Consider the following 17638-nt stretch of genomic DNA (forward strand, 5'->3'; position numbering starts at 1 on the left):
CCTTATCTGAAATGAAAAAAGCCGAGGTCCCTGAACCTCGGCTTTAAAATTTTTTAGCTTATAAAGTTAAAACTATACGCACTCTTTAAGTTTTTTAACGATCTCAAGAGCTTTAGTACGGTCCACTTTCTTAACGTCCATGATAGCGTCTACGAAAGACTCTTCAGCTGATTTTTTACCAGCAGAGTTAGAAACGATAGAGTCATACTTTTCTAAAACTTGAGTGTATGAATCACGCTCAGCCTTAGAGAATTGGATGATGATATCTGCAGGCATTGTCTCAGCTTTGTTTAATGCATCGCGAACCAAAGAAACTTCTTCAGCTTTCATTGTCGTCTCTGGAATTTTCAAAGCGCCAACCAATGTTGAGTTCGCGATCAATTTCAAAGAAGCTTCAGCTGCGGCGTTCATTGATTGAGCTTCAGCGGCGTCAGTTTTAGCCAAGTTTTCAGTAGAACGTTTAACGGCGATAATAGTAACCAATGATTCCATACGAGCTTTACCAGCTTCGCCGCTCATTGCTGCATTTAAATCAGCCGCACGTGAAGAGTTTAACTCTTTAGTGATGCGTGATTTTGCGTTTTGCAATTCAGCGTCTTTAAGGTTTTTAGCGCTGCCACCTTTACCTAAAAGAGTTTCTTTCATTGATTTTGTGTACTCCATCAAAACTTCGCGAGGAGCGCGTGCGCCACCAACACCAGCCGCAAATGAAACTTGAGCTGCCGTCATGCTAAGTACAACCATTCCTAATACAAATTTCTTTTTCACTGTCTTCTCCCTTTTTAATCTGTTTAAACTTTTTACAAAGCGCTCCAATTTTTGGAACTTTCCTTCTTTAAAAGCGCTTGGTTAATCCTTATTCTTCATAAATCTAAATAATCAATTATCGGGCCAGGACGTTTTTAGTGACGAGCACCTAGAACGCCGCGAAGTTGGTCCACCTTCTTCTGAATCTCATTTTGGAACTTGTTATTTTCCGAATTGATACGTTTCATATCGCGAATTTTTTCCCAGGTAACCGCATTCGCCATTGAGCCGTACATCATGATTTCAGAAGCTAAAGCTTCAAGTTGTTCAATAACCTGAACCGCAAGGTCGCGGCGAGCTTTGGGCATTTTTGCCGACTCAGCAGAATCCTCTTCGCCAACCCCTAGAGTTTTAGAAACCTCATTTAAAGCCGTTTGGATTTTTTGCACTTGCTCTTCAAGTTCATAATTTTCTAAATCGGATGAAACCGCTTCCTGCTTATTGACCGTGACAATCTTAATGCGACGAAGAAGAGTTTCTAGTTTTCTGAACTCGGCATCTACATTCTTAAGAACCTCAATCGAAGGACCTTTATTTAAAGTCTCGCTGAAGTCCAAATTGAATTCCTTGGAAGGTTTCATCAGATCCTCAAGCATCGCTAAATAGATATTCATCTCTTGATAAGAAGAGTTCAGACCGCCATTCATGATAGGTCCACCCTCCATATTGCGCTTGGCTTGTTTTTTATCCCACAGCCCGACAATACCGCTCCAAGTGATAGATCCCTTAGCGCCATTGAAAACACTTTTCCCTGGCTCAAAGATACCTTTGACCATTTGGGCAACGATAGTTTGATATTTTTCCGAATAAACCTTGAAAGCGTCCATAACTTGTTTTTCGGTTTTCTTTTTCCACCAGTCTTCAAAATTTGAAGCGTCAGCTGTTCCGATCACGGAAGGACGAGCGGCCGCTAAAAGGTATGGAATAGAACCTTGATATGTTTTTCCTTGGTATTGGATTTCGCGAGAGTAAATCTGATCTGATGGCAAGTTCGCCCCGATCGCATTACAGTTAAATAGATCTACATTGGCCGCCGCAATTTGTGGGGGAGCAAATACCGAAGGGTAACCTAAAGAATTTCTTACCAAGCGACCACCGTTTTCAGCATCCGGTCCGCAAATCATCTGCATGACTAGATAGTCTGTGATGTTAGGTGTTTGAAAGGCACCGGTAACGCGGTAATAGTTAGTTCCTTTAAGTTTATCTGCCGTCGAAGGGGATTTTTCGTAAGTGGCAAAATAACCTTGGCCCAGGCCTTTTGGCATCACCGGGTCACCCAAGATAGACCAAAGTTCTTGAACTACTTTGATCGCGTCTTCAGAGCTGTTATTTGCGTAAATGGACTCTTTCATCGAGTTTAGCTCGCGAATTCCGGCTAAAACTTTCTGTTGGTCTTCGCTGCGTAATAGATCTGCCGCCTTTTTCAAAGATTTCTTTTCTGCGGGATACAAGAAAACCTTGTCATCACCTTGTTGCAGATAAGAATCAATTTTTAATGCGACATCTTTAGCAGTTTCTAGCTGCGGACCGACCACGAATTCGGGTCTTGTTAAATAAAGATGCTGTCTGTCGTCGGCTAAATCTTTAGCTTTAACACCCGCTAGAAGTATTGGTGACATCATCGGCGTTTCCACGTTTTGGAAACGGGCCGTGCGAATTTGTTCCGTCACGTCTTGGTAGACGGAATAGCTAGTATTGTACATCGAAGTTAGTTGTTGTAATGACTCCGACCAGTTTTGATGAGCTTCGTAAACCGCTGACATATTAGTCATACGCCAGTTCGTCATTTTCTCGCGGAAGTCTTTCACTTCGTGGATCAACGCCTTTTCGTCTTTTTGCCAGTTAGAGGCTTTCATCTCGTTAAGAAGATTATTTAAACGATCGTTCTGGTCATAAAAGTCAGCGCCATCAAAGATGTTTTTCCAAATATAGGTGATCTTGCGCATGATCAGCGCATCAATTGCCACGAATGCGGTGATTTGCAGACCTTTTACTAAAAGCAAACGCATGCCTTTAAGTTGCATTGTGCCCGGGGCAAACCATAAGGCGATATCAACACCTGTGATTCTTAAAACTGTTTTTTCCACGACCTTTTGACCAACAGCTGCAAGGGCTGAAGAAACCAACATAGATACGATACCGGGTGCGAATTCCCAGATTTTTTTAGTCGTGGTGAAATATTCGTAAGCTTTTTCACAAGCTTCCATGGCTTCCTCATCAGAAGCTGACTTTTTAGCGCCAATCCAAGAGTTCGCACACATTTTTACATTTGGATCGCTGACAAAAGAAGAAAGGTAAGTTTGTAAGAACGCACCCACAGTCATTCCTAAATAAGGAATAAGGACTTGGAAGTTCTTATTTTGGATGTACATCGCCAGAACGTTAGAAGTTACACCTTGTGAATACATGAAAGTAAAGAAACCAAAGACACCAAGTGGAGACATCGAGTGATCCATGTGCTGTTTCATGCCCACGGGATTTTGCGAATAGTTCGTAACTAGTTGTCCCGCAACAACGGCACCCATAGCCATAAAGAAAATCGCTGACTCAGTGGGTAGACTGCGAACTGAATGAGACCAAGCGCCTTTAGACGCCATTTTAACGCGAGTCATTTCTTCTAACATCATTCTTTGCATTGATTTAGGTGAATATTTACGAAGGTTTGACTTGTCGGCATAAGGGACTTCCATGACGACCTTGCCTTCTTTATCTACGATCAAGACATTTTTCCCAGCTTCATCGGGTTTAAGTTTATAACCCATAGATTCAAGCACCTGCCGCATATCTTCAGGCTTCACTTCTTGTTTTTGGTCGCGCACTTGTGCGGCCACGGGGCCAACCACAAGATTGATAAGCGCGACAAGAGTCAGAAGTTTTTTGAACCATTTCATGGTTTCTCCCTTTGAGACACAAGGCCTCAAAGGTATATGAAGCAAGCCCCGGACCGGTTAGGACCGCATAAAATGCAAAAGGCCCGTCTCAAGATGAGACGAGCCGTAAGAGGTCACTGGGATGTCAGGATTATCGACGGATCAGGTGCGTAAGGCTAGGCGTTGAGCTTTTCACCGGCGCAAAGCGCTTTCTTGAAATCCCCATGAGTTCCGCCACGGTGGCGGCAATATTCTCAGGGGTCACGATAAAGGCGTTATTACGATCCTTCAAGGGACGGCCTGTTTGGATATCAATAGGGGAAGCCACATGATAAGAAGACCCTCTTGCCGAGCGTTTGCTTTCAACTAAGTGACTGCCACCGATACTTGCAGATTTGACTTTTGAACTGATAATCACTGCAGAGTTCGTCAAAGGATTATGATCTTTTCCTCCGGCCATATTTAAAGCGGCCGTTCTGCCAAACTCAGAAGTGATAAAGAAAGTGGTGTGATCATAAAGGCTGTCACCATTCTGTCCGTAAGGAGTGCCTTTGAAAGTATTGATGAGGTCTTTCACATCGTTCCACATAGCAAGCTGAACATTTTTGTGATTGTTTTCATGAGCGCTGTGAGAATCAAGACCGCCGGCAACGCCGGTTGCGCTGGCCTCATAAAGTGCCGTAAGTGCAAGGCCTGCGCTCATGGCCGCGGTCATTTGATGTTTATTATTTAAGGTAGGATTTTGAGATTTCAAAATATCTAAAATCTCCTGACGACGAGCAAACTTACCGGCTTGAGTTTGCATGTTTTGCGCGACCACGTCTAACTTACTTTGGCGTGCCGACTTGGATCCAAAGCCTGTGGGTTTAGCAAGCTGCATGTTAGCAAGATTTGAAGCGGGCGTTGTGATCGGCGTGCGACTTCCGGAAAGCACAGTGCCACTGGAAATAAGGCCCAAAAACTCTTCACCACGGCATTCGCCGTATTCAACGGCTAAAGATCCCCAAAGTGTATCGACGGAGCCGGACTGCATATAGTGCATCGCCGCTTCATGCCCATTGTCGTTGCCACTTAAGAAAATCCCGTTGATCACAGACATGTTGTTTGCAAATTCGCGCATGGGTTCAAACGAAGGTCCAAAGGCGATATCGCCCACGCGTGAGATGCTGCTGGGGTCATATTCAATGAACATTTCTTTATCGTCAGGTTTTGCCGTTAACCAAGGATCTGTTCCCAGGGTAACATCCCATCCACCAGATAAAATGACTTGCACAAAAAACTTATCGCCATCGACCATGCTCTCTGCAAAGGCATTGTTCAGGTTGATTAAGTCACTAAGAGCCATCAAAGAAAGACTTTTCGCGGTTAAATTTAAAAACTCTCTGCGTTTCATGTCGTCATTCCTTAGTAAAGAAGAAATTCATCGCGGGTTAATAAAATAGTAATCGCAAGCTCGGTGATGTTCTTAGCGTCTTGATTAGATTGCTTTAACAAAAAACCCAGCAGGTCTGCGCGGAACTGATTTACATCCGTGATAAATCCATAACTCAGAATTTCTTCGTCCGTTCCTAGGGCCCATTCCACCAGATCGGCGACGTGCGCTTTCTGGTCATTTTCAGTTAACGAAGAAAATTTTAAGATATATGAAAAAGATGTCAGTGGCAGGTCAGGGTTGTATTTGCGAATCACTTCCGTCTGTTTTGAATTTAAATAAGCTTTATAAAGTTTTTTGAAAACCTCTTCAGATTGCGGGCGAGTGTTAAAATTTACCATCGACAAATAGTCTGAAATACATTTTGTATACCAGGTTAAAAATGCCGGATTTGGCGTGCTAACCGCCACTTCGCCATTTAAGGCACTTGAATCACCCAAAGCACTGCGCAAATCATTCGGTAATGATTGGCAGCTGTCTAACTTTATCGCATCAAATTTCTGATACAGATTCCAGATAATATCTTGAGGCGAAAAATAGCCTTCTTCAAATGCCGCGTGCGCCGTCAAAGACGAAGCTTGCACGGTGATGAATAAAACTAAAACGAACTTTTTCATTTTGTCACCTCTGCTGATCTCATAAGATCGATGCCGTTTTCATCAGGGGCCCCTTGATCAATCCAGGTTTTAATCAGCTGCATTTCTTTAAAACGAGTCCTCCAGCTGGAGATTGAAGGAGGCATGCGCGGATTTTCACCATCATGAGCAAGGTCCATAGCGCGCGCGATTTTACCAGTCCATTCCTTCATCGAAGCCTTAGAACCACCGATCGGCCACTGAGTGAAATCAGGAATTTTAAAGTCTGGTGAATCTTCATAGAACTGATCTTTATGACAGTCTTGGCATTTCTTAAAATAAGCCTTCACGCGACGAGCCTGAAGCTGGCTTTCCGTCAGCGGAATGCGCATCGCAAAGAATTCAGGTTCTTGTATTAGAACTTTAATAAAATCATTAGTGCGACGACCGACCTGATCAAATTTCTTAACTAATGCACTTTCGCGCTCTTTAGTAAGCTCAACGTCACCCACAAACCATTTCCAAAAGTGACGAACCTGACAGGATTTATATTCTTCTTGTTGAGTGATGGCTTTTCCTAATCCGGCGACACCTTTTGCTTCCACATCTACTAAACTGCCGTTGGCTTTTTTATAGGTCAGGCGACCGTTTGAGGCGCGCGTTGAAAGGACAGACTGCGAAGTCAAAAGAGTCTTTCCCATTGGATCAAGCTTATAATGACAGGCCATACAGTCGGGTTGAGTGCCATGCAAGGCTTCACCGGTCGAAGCACGGATTTGATCTTCGGTCATGCCAGCACCGTGTGGGAACATAAGATCTAAGACTTGATCATCCATTCCGGCCGAAGAGGAAACCGCCGCACTCATCGAGTCACAGAGAAAAATGCGAAAGATCGCAGCGGCCCGACGACGGTTTTTGTTAACCCCGGTATTTCCGTAGCGCATGAAAAAGCGATTTGTCGTTATCACGCCAGCTATGCGTGGATCATTTTCTGCAAACTGGATGTCTTTAGAAACAACATCAGAATAATTTGCAGGAATGGCATCAATGGAGTTTACGCCATTAATGGCTTTAAGATCCGGCACAAGACCGGCAAAAAAACCCCAGTCAGAAAAAGCTGAAAAGCTATCCGGACGGTTAAAGGCGCGATAAGACTTTCGGGTCAATAGCTCGTCCCAGTTCAGGTTCTTCTTGGCCATTTCTGTAAATAGATAATTTAAGGAATTGTCTCTGTAAAAACGAGCGTCCGGTCCATAATAGGAATTTAGAGAGGAACCTCCATCTAAAATCGGGGTTCCACCGGTCCGCACTCGGAAAAGCTCATCCAAACGGACCGACATCTTGTAGGCATGCTGATCTGAATTTAAATATTCATTCATTTTATTTTCTAGTAACGCATCACCACGGCCTTCCGCGATGGCTTTTTTCATTTCTTCTCTTTCAAGAGCTGTCGGCTGATTTCCTAAAAGCACACGGCTTAGGCGGTTGAGTTTCACTTGGGCGCTGACGTCATTGCTGGCAAAGGCACCGCTTGTGATTTGCGTCGCTACTAAAAAAGGAATTAAGAATTTTTTCATCGGAATTCTCCTTTTTTGAACTGCAGCGCTTTCAGCGTACCTAAAACATGTTTTTTTCTGTACTCAGTTAAGTTAGGCGTTGGCGTTTCTTTGAACATCTGGTCAATCAATTTAGAAATAAGAATCTGTGCCTTTGAGATGTCTGGGGAAAACTGCACCTGACAAAGTTCACGAGTGGTTTTATCAGTGATTACCAAAGAAATCGGCCCTACAGAAAACAGTCCTGGAAGAGTTGGGTTTTGGGCGATGTTCTTATAACCAGAAATACGATACATACGACCTAAACTCCCTGAGAGTTCCATATCTAAGGCACCGCCGATAGTGCGATTTTCCGACATTGTGGTCTCGGTATTAGTAAAGTTGGCTTCAGATCCCCAAGAAATAATATTTTCGTGACGGTTGATCTCGCCAGCATCCTTATTTCCCGTTAACCAGCGATAATCATCACAGATCAAAAGATCTTTTTGCCCTTGCTCTTCAGATTCATGAAGAAGTTGGCCATCAAAGACTTGGTTGTATTCAAAAGATACCGGCGTGCCGACCTTTCCGGCGTCAGGATTTTTAGTCCAATTCAACATAAGAAATTGCATTTCTGCCCGTAAGATCAAACGGCAGTTGGCTTTAACCATTTCTGGATTGCACATGTTTTCCGTCATACTCATTGGCATGGGCCAAGTGTAATAGCCAGTTCTATACATGGTGGTTTGGGCTTCACGGCCATCTGCAAATTTCAGCGTGATGGCATTTTCAGGGCTGACTTCAATTTTGAAGTTTTCTTTTGGGGATTCAGTCACTTGCGCAAATGCGGACCCGGCGATCAACATCGACAGAACGCAAATACGTGCCATAGCCCTGTATTGAGCATAAGATTTCATAAAGCCTCCGGTACCGGAGCTCTTTGAGCAAGTTCGGTGCCCGAAAGGCATGGGCTTAAAAACAAAATAAAGCCATCTGAGCAGGGGTGATTACGGTTGTGGCCATTCCCTCAACAAACGGTAACCGATTTGGGCACTGTTCAGTTTGCCAGGAAAAGGCGAAAACGCTACGCTGAAGACCTAACCCTACTCGGAGGCCCGCATGTCCGTTGTTGAAGTCACTAAAGAAAACATCAAAGATCTGGTCGAAAAAAATCAAATGGTTATCTTAGATTTCTGGGCGGCGTGGTGCGGACCTTGTCGTCGCTTTGGTCCCATTTTCGAATCAGTAGCGATGAAACACAAAGATATCGTATTCGGAAAAGTCGACACCGAGGCCCAGCAAGAATTAGCCGCAAATTTCGAGATTCAATCCATCCCTTCACTTGCGGTCATCAAAGAAGGTGACATCATTTTCTTTCAACCGGGCGCTCTGCCAGAAGAAGTCTTAGAGCAAATTGTCGAAAAAACCAAAGAAGTCGACATGGCAGAGGTCCGAAAACAAAATACCTAAATAACGGGGAAGAGATCTTGAATCTTTAAGGGGACGTTTAAAAATAATGTCCCCGTATTCACAAGCTCTTTCGGATCATGGAGCTTTTTCTCTCTTTCAGAGCGCGCAGAAAATTCGTCTAATAAGGCCTGCATTTCATTGCGAAGTTCTAAAGCTGATTTTTGTGACAAGCTGAAGGTTCCTAACCCCTCAAACATCCAGGATTTCCATTCTCCATTTTTGATGCCCACAAGTGATTTTATCAGTACATCGTATTGTACCCTGAAGCGTTCATTAAATTTTTCGCTAGCTTGAAAACCTTCTTCAAGAAGAGAGTGGATATCACCATCAATTGTTTTTAGGACGTTGATTCTTTCTAGATCCTCTAAGAATTTGGTGATCTTTTCTTTAGACAGCTTGTTGTTGGCCTTTTTTAGGCGCTCGGCTTTCATTTTGTGGTGATGAAGCTGAATGAAAAAGTTAAAGTGCTTAGGATTCTTTTCAAAAAACCGCTCTTGCTCTTCAGTAAGTTTTTTGTAAGGCTTAGGAGCAATCGATACGACATCATCAATTTTTAAATCTAGCATCTCAAGGATCGCGTTGAGTTTGTTATAACTAATGTCATTTGCCGTAAGCATCTTTTTTACACCCGACTCGGACATCTCGAGTTTGGCGGCAATATCTTTGTAGGTGACGTTACGAGTTTTCAGAATGTTTCTTAATCCCTCAGATAATGGCGTGTAGTTCATTTTTTTCCTTCGTGGTTGGTGAAGAAAATATGCGCGAGGTGCTTTTATTTTTCAAAATATTTAAAGTACCGTAATTTGGTACCACATATAGGGGTGTTTTACCAAAACACAACTCTGCGGTTGAAATTAATAGCTATTCCAGCTAGAAAACCGCTATGAAAAACTTTATCGCCACCGCCATTCTTTTAGCCGCCACACCAGTTTTCGCCGTTTCGTGGAAGGTCTATGGACCTTGCAGTGAAAAGCCGGTTCATGAAGGCAAAGTGCCGATGAAAAAATTTGATACTTCAGTCGGCGCATTCAGTGTGCAGGTTTTTGAAGACAACAAGATTCCTTATATCGGTTCTGAAGAAGGATTTAATTCTATTATTGGCACACCGACTGATCGCGGCTCGATTGAGATTGTTTCTAAAGATGAACTGCGTGCTTATGGTTGGTGCTATTCCGTGAACGGGCAGTTCCCAGAACAAATGCCGAACGAAGTCTTCTTTACCGAAAACAATGCAGAGCTGGTTTGGTTTTATGCGTATTCAACTGTAAAGAATAACCAATGGCAGGAAGACTACTGCACACCGGCTTATAATATTAAAGCAACGCAGTTCTGCGGGAAGAAATAATCCGTCGTCGCCAAGTCGGGATAAAAAAACCCGCCAAGCTTTCGACTGGGCGGGTTCCTAAAATCTAAATTTCAAAAATACTTATTACGCCGAAGCCTCGGCATAGGTGAATTACTGAACGATTTTAACGTGCTTGATGATCATTGGCTCTGCCGGTCTGTCACCTGGAAGAGTTTTTGTGTTCTCGATAGCGTGAACTACGTCCATACCTTCAACAACTTCACCAAATACAGTGTGGCGGTTGTCCAACCAAGGAGTCGCTACTGTTGTAACGAAGAACTGAGAACCGTTAGTGTTTGGTCCCGCGTTCGCCATTGAAAGCATGCCTGGTTTAGAGTGCTTTGGTTGACCTGGAAGGAATTCATCATCAAAACGGAAACCCGGTCCACCAGTGCCGTTACCGATCGGGCAACCACCTTGAATCATGAAATCTTTGATCACGCGGTGGAAAGTCAAACCGTCATAGAAGGGTTTTTTAACTTGTTTACCAGTTTTAGGATCCGTCCACTCTTTCGTGCCTTCAGCCAGGCCTACGAAGTTTTCAACAGTTTTTGGAGCTGTTTCTTTAAGAAGTTTTACTTTGAAGTTACCTTTAGTGGTTTCAAATAGTGCGAACATTTCTTTATTCCCTTTTTTCTTATCTGCGGCCGCTTCTTTTTTGTCAGCTTTCGCTTTTTTAGTCTCTTTGGATTTTTCTACCGTTGTGGTCTCGGTCTTTGTTTCAGTGCTTGAGGCTTCCTTTGCATCAGCGCGGAAACTAAAAGCCGCTAACAAGAACGCGAAAAGGTAAATCCACAGTACCTTTTTAATATCGATATTCTTCGACATTTGATTACTCCTGACTTTGGTCCAACCCTTTTACTATTAGTGAGGGCGAGGACGAGGGTCAAGGTTCTTCAAGGCCCGAACGTTGTCCGCAAAGAGCGCGCGGATCTCATTTTCTAGGAATGAAGGTGTTAATTGAAGCGCCAAGGCAAGCGATTGAAAGGACTCATGATTTAACTGCAGCTCAACGATGGATTCTGACGCAACAAGCTGAAGCATCTGTTCGACTTGACGCAGACGCATATAATTTCGCATCAAAGCTTCGGCATTTGAGCCCATTACGGTTAAGAGCTCTTTGGTTGAAGAGTCTTTCGGGCGGATTTTGTGATGTAAAACGAAAGCCTGCGCCGCAAGCTCCACATCCACTAAGCCGCCCTCGCTGTACTTTAAATTCAAGCTTGAATCATCAGGGACCAATTGCAAACGGATACGTTCAAGCTCGGTTAACTCTTCGCTCGTTAATCCGCGATCAATAAAGGATTCAAATAAAGAAACGGAGTGGGTTCCGATCCAACGAGCTTTTAAGTAAGCTTGTCGTTCCCAGCCAGAAGCCTCTTTTAAAAGATATTCGCGCAAATCTTTCTCAGTAATCACCAACGGGCCGGCTTTTCCGGAAGGACGTAAGCGCATATCAATGGAATAGATATTTCCCCCGCGATGAGATTCTGTCAGACGGGTGATAAAGCGTTTAGCGACTTTAAAGTCATTTTCTTCAGGTTCATTGGGGACGACAAAAATAAAATCCAAATCTGATCTAAAACCTAACTCTTGTCCGCCCCATTTTCCTAAAGCTAAAACTTGAATGTCCGAAGGGAATTGTCGTTTTAAAGCTTCAAGCAAATTAATAACAATTGAATCCGCCGTCGAGCTTAAGTTTTTTTGTAAAGAAGGCAGATCTTTATCTTCTAAATAGGCAGAGCCATTAATGACTTCAGAAAGCAGTCTTTTTTCCGCAAGCTCCTCTAATAGAACATCTAAGTCTGTGGAGTGTTTATCTTGTGCGCGATAAACGAAGCTGTCTAAAAGCTCAGGTCTATTGCAAAGGATGCGTGATAAATAAGGTGAGTGCCCAAAAAGCCAGGCTAATTCTTCCAGTAATTCTTTTTCCCGCAAAAGCATGGAAAAGAAACTGGCCTTGGCGCGCGTCCCGTGAATGAAATCTTTTAAAAGCAAAAGTCCGCGGCGCACATCACCTTGTTGGGATTGAAGTGTTTCTAAAAACTGCGCCAAAAAAGCTTTGCGGGCGATTTCATCTCGAGCCTTGGTGCGCGATAAAACTTCTTGCCCTAAAATTTCATCCCAAAGTTCTTTAAGTTCCTGATCGGTGATGCCCACTTTTTTTAGATCTTCTTCGACTGAAACTTCTTGAGGCGCTTCACCTAAAAGACCTTTGACGATTTGATCACAGCGAGCAAGGTCTGTACGTAAAGTGGTTAGGGACTGGATAACAAAATCAGGATGAGGATCATTCGTTTTTAACAAATGAGTTTGCTCGTCATTGAGCGCCTGGACATAGTTTTCTAAACCGCGCAGATGCCAATAGTGCTGGGTTAAAAAATCCACGTCACTTGCGGGCAGCAGATTTTTGCTGGCGATCAGATCTAAAGCTTCGGTTGTGCCTTTGATCTGTAAGGTGGTATCACGCCCCCCGTGAATAACTTGTAAGGCGTGCGCGAAAAGTTCGACGTCGCGAATTCCACCCACACCCAACTTTAAATCAATCACATCATCTTGGGATCTTGCCCAGTAATGACCTTGGATTTTTGAACGCAAGGTTTTTAAGTCTTCTAAAAGTGTAAAATCTAAATGACGACGGAACGAAAACTTCTTAGAAAAAGCCAGAACTTCGTCCTGAATAAAAGAATTCCCGGTGATAAAGCGCAAGCGCACAAAAGCCAAGCGTTCCCAGGTTTCGCCATAATTGCCGTAATAGTCTTTGAATTGTTCAAGTGTCGGAATCAAAGGTCCTTGCTTACCGCCGGGGCGTAAATCAAAGTCGACGCGAAAAATATAACCTTGCGCGGTTCTTTCAGTCAGAAGTCTTTGGAATTTTCGTAAAGACGGATAAGAAATCGATTCCTCATCTTGCGCGACTAAAAGAATATCGACATCCGAACTTAGATTTAGCTCGTTAGAGCCTAATTTTCCAAGGGCAAAAAGGGCGATGGCTTGATCCGCAAAACAATAATTAAAAGCTTCAGTCAGAAGTCGGTCAGCATCCTGACTCCAGGATCGACACACGGAGGGGGCGCTAGTAAGATCGGCTTTCGCTAAAAGAGCGCAACGGGTCCAGGCCTCATTGCGCTCCAAACGAAGTTTTTCTTCTATCGCGACATTACTCAATGTTTTTAGACCACTTTGGTTTGTAGTAATTGTGGTTGTCGTTGGTCACGCGACGTTCTTCCGTGCCATCCACCGTAGAAATATAAATCTGATTTTTACCGGTACGGTCACTCGTGTACATGACGAAGCGTCCATCAGGTGAAAACGAAGGGTCTTCGTTGCTAGACATTTTACCGTTTGGTTTTTTCGCCGAAGTCAGGCGAATCATACCGGTGCCGTCAGCATTCATCACGAAAATATCGAAGTTGTTATCGCTTTGACCGGCAAATGCGATTTTCTTGCCGTCAGGGGACCAGCTGGGCGAAGAGTTAAATACACCCGCAAAAGTAATACGTTTTACGTTGTTGCCACTTGAGTCTGCGGTGTAAATCATGGGGCGACCCGCACGGTCTGAAGAAAAGGCGATACGTCCGTCAGCCGCCGTGGCGGGTTCAACGTTCATGGCCCCCGCGGGACCGTTAGTGATTTTCGCCGCCAAGTCACCATCCAAAGTCATTTTATAAATATCCGGATTTGTTCCTTGAGAAACAGTCAGATAAATATGACGACCATCCGGAGAGAAAGCGGCGCCCGAGTTAATACCTTGGCGGTAAGAAACTAAAGAACGACGACCCGAAGAAAGATCTAATAAAAGCATATCGGCATTTTTAAATTTTGCACCAACACGTCTTACATAAGAAGTATAAGCAATTTTCTTTCCATCAGGGGACCACGCTGGAGAAATAGAAATCGTACGGTGAGAAGACACTTGATCCACATTCGCGCCATCCCAATCCATGACATAAATCTCTTTGGTGTCTTTTCCGGAACGATCAGAAGAAACCACAATGCGAGAAAGGAAAGGACCTTCCGTTCCGGAAAGAGCTTTTAAAACATCATTGGCATATGTATGAGCAATGCGACGAGCCGAAGAAACCGGGCCGCGATATTTTTTACCTAAAACAAGTTGTGCGCGCGGAACGTGATAAAGGAATGTTTCAAATGTGAGTTCATTGCCGGTGATAGAATAACCCGCACGAATCAAGAAATCCGCACCCACCGCTGTCCAACTTTGAAACTTAAAACCATTAGGCTGACCCGGGGCCGGCATCATCCCGACTTTGCTGGTGTCTTCTAAGAAAGCTTTTTGATCAATCATTTGGAAGTAAGAAGAAACACTTAAGTCGTTGTTGACGGTATTAAAGATTTCTACACCTGTAGATTGATATTTAGAGGCGGTATTCGGGGCGCCAGAATATTGCAGCGGAGGAAAAGCCAAAAGACTTTTTTTCGTGCGGGCCTCACCCAGTTTAATATAAATCCCATTTTCCTGCGCGTGAGAGAAAAGAGGGCATAAGCCAACTGTCAGGAGTAAGATCAAAAGCTGCTTCATCATAAAGAATCCTCCTTAAAAACTATTCAGGGAATCCTATCAAGATTCCATCAACAGACACAATCGCAATAAATCTTTCCGGTGGCGCTGGGAACGGTGCAGAGCGATCAATCGTCGCTAATACTTCGTCATCATAACTAGGGTTGCCACTGGATTTCACAATTTTTCTTCCTAAAATATTTCCGCGTGAATCAATTTGCACACGAGCTTGGGCTTTTAAATCGCGTTTGGCGAGCCATTCGGGAAGCGCCCAATGCTGTTTGATATGCGCATCCAAATCCGCGGCATAAGTTTCATGCTGTAACTTAGCTAACCCAGTCAGTGAGGTGCCAGGCGACAAGATGTTGCCTTTGATTTTTTGGCCCCCGTCATCGGCTTTACCCTTTGCGGCTTCTTTTTTCTTTTCAGACTCGACGTCTTCTTTGATTTTTTCTAAAGCCGCCATGGCTTTTAGTTTTTCCAATGCACTTTGCTGCTTAGATTTTACTTTTTCTAAGTTAACCCCTTCATCGGCTTTGGGAACTTTGACTTCTGGTTTTGGCGCTGGGGGTGTCGGTGGCTTTTCTGCCGCTTTTTCCACAGGTTTTTCCGCAGGCTTATCTGGCAATTGTGGTTTGGCTTCAGGTTTTGGAGGTTCTATTTTTGCAGGAACTTTATCGGGTAACGCCACCATGTCTACGCGCACCGCTTGAGAAAAATCGATTTGTTCTGGTGTAAAAAAGACCGCCTTCACCGTGAACAAAAGCAAAATCATTCCGTGCACGACAAAGGAAACCCCTAAGCCGCGGGAGAGTCGTTCTTCTTCTCTGTTCGGTTCGCGTTCTAGTTCCAAGGTCCTAGTTATCCTTAGGCATGGTGATTAAACCAATGTTAAAGATCCCTGCAGCTCGAACTTCTGCCATGGCTTCCGCGACGAAGCCGTAATCCACTTTACGATCTGCCTGGATATAAACTTGTTTGTTCTTTTTATTTTCAAAGATAGCTTTGAGTTTAGTTTTAAGATCACCCATGGCGATCGAAGTTTTAGCGATCGTCATTTTTTGATCCGGGCCAATCACCAAAACAAAAGGCTCCTCGTTCATTTCTACACCCGATGCGGACGTCTTTGGCAAATCCACATCGATCCCTTGTTGCATCAGAGGAGTTGTTACCATGAACATGATAAGAAGAACCAACATCACGTCAACCAAAGGTGTGACGTTGATTTCACTCAATGTCGCTCGACTTTTCTTTCCGCCGCCGTTGGTTCCCATCGCCATGACTAGTTTCCTTGAAAGAAGTTTCTTTTTACGATGTTAAGGAAATCTGCATTGAAATTATTCAGAACGATTTCTTGTCGGCGGATACGAGCAATAAAGTTATTATAAAGAACCACCGCCGGAATTGCCGCCGCCAGACCAATCGCCGTGGCAATCAACGCCTCAGAGATACCAGGTGCTACGACCGCTAGGCTTGCTGATCCCGTTTGCCCGATCTTATGGAAAGATCCCATGATCCCCCAAACCGTTCCGAAAAGACCGATGAAGGGACCGGTGCTGCCGGTGGTGGCTAATACGGTCAAACGGGACTCTAAACGAGCAATTTCATTTTCTTGGGCTTTATTTAAAACACGCTGAAGGTTGTCGATCCCAGAAAGAATCGGTTTATCCCCATCTGTTTTGGCTAACAACGGAGACTCAGAAATCTTCTTCATTTCTAAGTAAGCCGCTTTAAATACGCGTGCGACTGAAGAATTCGCATATTGATCGATATCTTCATAAAGAGTGTCCAGGGAATTTACTTTCCAAAATTTGCTTAAGAAAAGTTCGTCAGACTCATTCATTTTTCTGAAGGTTTGGTATTTTGAATAACCAATAGCCCAACAAAAAATCGATAAAACGACTAAGATTAAAAGAGTCAGTTGCACCACCGGACTTGCATGCATAAGTGCATCCATCGAGCTGGTGTTTACCGACACGGCCGGAGCTGCTTGAGCTACGTTAATGAATTGAAAAGCGGACATTCCTTGACCTCCGTAGAGCATTCCTATCAAAGATATGCTCATTCGGAGTCGAGTTCAACCTATTGCGCAGGACCTTGGCCGAGAAGACGCAGCAATTCCGGCAAATTGTCTGTGATATACCCCGTCGCATTCAAGCTTTGTGCTTTTTGAAGTTGAGCTTCGCTTTGAATTGGCCCTAAAAAAATTCTTTTCTGACGGCGATGCATCTCTGCAATGATCTCGTCGTTAAAGGCCGGACGATTTTTTATAGTAAATGGTGCAATGAAAACATCGCCTTTAAAAATTGTTGCTGGCAATACGTACATAGAGTCCAAAGTTAACAAACGCATCAGATCCGGAACACTGGTTCCGTAAACCCATTCTGGCTTTAAATCTTTGACAGACGTCATAAGAATCAAGGCATCACTTTGAATCAACGTTCGCTCGTTAGGCTTAAAGCCCTCAACGGCTTCGACTACTTTCAAATGGGCATCAGCAACATTGTCGACCATATTCACCACGAAACGAGTTTGCGGGAATTGTTCATAGAACTCTTTTAAGGCCGGGGTGTTTTTATAAAACTCGTTGATTTGCTCCCAAGGATAGTCAGAAAGCCGGGCGCCAATAAAAATTGGAGTTTCGGGGTGCTTTTCTTGTTCAACTCGTTTCATCTCTAGGAATGCCGCATCGCGCGATTTCTCTAAGATGAAAGGCACTCTTTCCAGAGAGAAGCGCACATCCAGCCATAAAACCACGTCTGATTTCAGTTTTATGGCTTCTTTGGCCTCTTCGAGGGTTTTCACCTTGGTGATAATGATCGGGGTGGAGCTAGAAAAGAAGGCATGTTCGTAAAGACGGTGAGGCTGGGACAGTCCCCAAATACGGGTCATCGTGATTAAAACGCCAAGAACAAGAAGGGAAAATACGCTAATTAAGATAATTCTCATGATAGGCGGTATAACATTCTAAAGTATTGAAATCAGCAATTTTTTACAGAACTCGCAGAAAGATTTCTGTTATGAACTTAAATACGCTAAAATATGGCGTATTTAATCTTGTTTTTCATTTCGCTTTCGTTTAGAA

16 protein-coding genes are annotated in these 17638 nt (G+C 43.8%); 2 read left to right on the forward strand and 14 right to left on the reverse strand.

Features of this window, described 5'->3' with window-relative positions:
* Positions 1-72: 72 nt before the first annotated feature.
* The 6 genes from AZI86_RS07440 to AZI86_RS07465 all read right to left on the reverse strand — a co-directional run bounded on the left by AZI86_RS07440 (position 73) and on the right by AZI86_RS07465 (position 8136).
* A complete protein-coding gene (locus AZI86_RS07440) occupies positions 73-768 on the reverse strand; it encodes a hypothetical protein (protein WP_061834437.1) in 696 nt (231 codons plus the stop codon).
* Positions 769-902: 134 nt separating this feature from the next.
* Complete coding sequence (locus tag AZI86_RS07445; protein WP_061834438.1) at positions 903-3698, reverse strand: hypothetical protein; 2796 nt, start codon at positions 3696-3698, stop codon at positions 903-905.
* Between the two features lie 130 nt (positions 3699-3828).
* Positions 3829-5070, reverse strand: coding sequence for a DUF1501 domain-containing protein (locus AZI86_RS07450; RefSeq protein ID WP_061834439.1), 1242 nt, complete (start codon positions 5068-5070; stop codon positions 3829-3831).
* 11 nt (positions 5071-5081) lie between these two features.
* Positions 5082-5726 carry a hypothetical protein gene (locus AZI86_RS07455; protein WP_061834440.1) on the reverse strand — a complete coding sequence of 215 codons (645 nt, stop codon included), beginning with the start codon at positions 5724-5726 and terminating at the stop codon, positions 5082-5084.
* Positions 5723-7261 (reverse strand): DUF1588 domain-containing protein, encoded by a 1539-nt coding sequence (locus AZI86_RS07460; protein ID WP_061834441.1) that lies wholly within the window; start codon positions 7259-7261, stop codon positions 5723-5725. Before AZI86_RS07460 ends, AZI86_RS07455 begins: the two co-directional genes overlap by 4 nt.
* Positions 7258-8136: a hypothetical protein gene (locus tag AZI86_RS07465; protein WP_061834442.1), complete on the reverse strand. Its 879-nt coding sequence runs from the start codon at positions 8134-8136 to the stop codon at positions 7258-7260. Before AZI86_RS07465 ends, AZI86_RS07460 begins: the two co-directional genes overlap by 4 nt.
* Positions 8137-8338: 202 nt before the next feature.
* Here AZI86_RS07465 and trxA point away from each other — a divergent pair, with 202 nt between their 5' ends.
* Positions 8339-8689 carry a thioredoxin gene (trxA, locus tag AZI86_RS07470; RefSeq protein ID WP_061834443.1) on the forward strand — a complete coding sequence of 117 codons (351 nt, stop codon included), beginning with the start codon at positions 8339-8341 and terminating at the stop codon, positions 8687-8689.
* Here trxA and AZI86_RS07475 read toward each other — a convergent pair.
* Positions 8686-9417: a helix-turn-helix domain-containing protein gene (locus tag AZI86_RS07475; RefSeq protein ID WP_061834444.1), complete on the reverse strand. Its 732-nt coding sequence runs from the start codon at positions 9415-9417 to the stop codon at positions 8686-8688. The two genes, trxA and AZI86_RS07475, sit on opposite strands and share 4 nt — an antisense overlap.
* A 155-nt stretch (positions 9418-9572) precedes the next feature.
* Here AZI86_RS07475 and AZI86_RS07480 point away from each other — a divergent pair, with 155 nt between their 5' ends.
* A complete protein-coding gene (locus tag AZI86_RS07480; protein WP_061834445.1) occupies positions 9573-10034 on the forward strand; it encodes a hypothetical protein in 462 nt (153 codons plus the stop codon).
* A gap of 111 nt (positions 10035-10145) precedes the next feature.
* Here AZI86_RS07480 and AZI86_RS07485 read toward each other — a convergent pair whose 3' ends face one another.
* From AZI86_RS07485 to AZI86_RS07515, 7 genes are read right to left on the reverse strand one after another with little or no spacing between them, the layout of a single operon-like run.
* The gene (locus AZI86_RS07485) at positions 10146-10862 is read right to left on the reverse strand and encodes a peptidylprolyl isomerase (RefSeq protein WP_253715815.1); all 717 of its coding nucleotides are present in this window, start codon (positions 10860-10862) and stop codon (positions 10146-10148) included.
* A 36-nt stretch (positions 10863-10898) separates the two neighbouring features.
* On the reverse strand, positions 10899-13202 hold the full coding sequence (locus AZI86_RS07490; protein WP_061834446.1) for a hypothetical protein: 2304 nt from the start codon (positions 13200-13202) through the stop codon (positions 10899-10901).
* The gene (locus AZI86_RS07495) at positions 13195-14577 is read right to left on the reverse strand and encodes a PD40 domain-containing protein (RefSeq protein ID WP_061834447.1); all 1383 of its coding nucleotides are present in this window, start codon (positions 14575-14577) and stop codon (positions 13195-13197) included. Before AZI86_RS07495 ends, AZI86_RS07490 begins: the two co-directional genes overlap by 8 nt.
* A gap of 19 nt (positions 14578-14596) precedes the next feature.
* Positions 14597-15406, reverse strand: coding sequence for a cell envelope integrity protein TolA (locus AZI86_RS07500; protein ID WP_061834448.1), 810 nt, complete (start codon positions 15404-15406; stop codon positions 14597-14599).
* 4 nt (positions 15407-15410) lie between these two features.
* Complete coding sequence (locus tag AZI86_RS07505) at positions 15411-15833, reverse strand: ExbD/TolR family protein (protein ID WP_253715816.1); 423 nt, start codon at positions 15831-15833, stop codon at positions 15411-15413.
* 2 nt (positions 15834-15835) lie between these two features.
* Positions 15836-16576 carry a protein TolQ gene (gene tolQ / locus AZI86_RS07510; protein ID WP_061834449.1) on the reverse strand — a complete coding sequence of 247 codons (741 nt, stop codon included), beginning with the start codon at positions 16574-16576 and terminating at the stop codon, positions 15836-15838.
* 59 nt (positions 16577-16635) lie between these two features.
* Complete coding sequence (locus AZI86_RS07515; protein ID WP_253715817.1) at positions 16636-17502, reverse strand: hypothetical protein; 867 nt, start codon at positions 17500-17502, stop codon at positions 16636-16638.
* Positions 17503-17638 lie beyond the last annotated feature (136 nt).

Origin of the sequence: Bdellovibrio bacteriovorus (genome assembly GCF_001592735.1) — a bacterium.
GTDB lineage: Bacteria > Bdellovibrionota > Bdellovibrionia > Bdellovibrionales > Bdellovibrionaceae > Bdellovibrio > Bdellovibrio bacteriovorus_D.

What these genes read in the sequence shown, in the direction of transcription:
- AZI86_RS07445 (WP_061834438.1), bottom strand. Translation starts at nt 3,698, where the DNA reads ATGAAATGGTTCAAAAAACTTCTGACTCTTGTCGCGCTTATCAATCTT.
- AZI86_RS07450 (WP_061834439.1), bottom strand. Translation starts at nt 5,070, where the DNA reads ATGAAACGCAGAGAGTTTTTAAATTTAACCGCGAAAAGTCTTTCTTTG.
- AZI86_RS07455 (WP_061834440.1), bottom strand. Translation starts at nt 5,726, where the DNA reads ATGAAAAAGTTCGTTTTAGTTTTATTCATCACCGTGCAAGCTTCGTCT.
- AZI86_RS07460 (WP_061834441.1), bottom strand. Translation starts at nt 7,261, where the DNA reads ATGAAAAAATTCTTAATTCCTTTTTTAGTAGCGACGCAAATCACAAGC.
- AZI86_RS07465 (WP_061834442.1), bottom strand. Translation starts at nt 8,136, where the DNA reads ATGAAATCTTATGCTCAATACAGGGCTATGGCACGTATTTGCGTTCTG.
- trxA (WP_061834443.1), top strand. Translation starts at nt 8,339, where the DNA reads ATGTCCGTTGTTGAAGTCACTAAAGAAAACATCAAAGATCTGGTCGAA.
- AZI86_RS07475 (WP_061834444.1), bottom strand. Translation starts at nt 9,417, where the DNA reads ATGAACTACACGCCATTATCTGAGGGATTAAGAAACATTCTGAAAACT.
- AZI86_RS07480 (WP_061834445.1), top strand. Translation starts at nt 9,573, where the DNA reads ATGAAAAACTTTATCGCCACCGCCATTCTTTTAGCCGCCACACCAGTT.
- AZI86_RS07485 (WP_253715815.1), bottom strand. Translation starts at nt 10,862, where the DNA reads ATGTCGAAGAATATCGATATTAAAAAGGTACTGTGGATTTACCTTTTC.
- AZI86_RS07495 (WP_061834447.1), bottom strand. Translation starts at nt 14,577, where the DNA reads ATGATGAAGCAGCTTTTGATCTTACTCCTGACAGTTGGCTTATGCCCT.
- AZI86_RS07505 (WP_253715816.1), bottom strand. Translation starts at nt 15,833, where the DNA reads ATGGCGATGGGAACCAACGGCGGCGGAAAGAAAAGTCGAGCGACATTG.
- tolQ (WP_061834449.1), bottom strand. Translation starts at nt 16,576, where the DNA reads ATGTCCGCTTTTCAATTCATTAACGTAGCTCAAGCAGCTCCGGCCGTG.
- AZI86_RS07515 (WP_253715817.1), bottom strand. Translation starts at nt 17,502, where the DNA reads ATGAGAATTATCTTAATTAGCGTATTTTCCCTTCTTGTTCTTGGCGTT.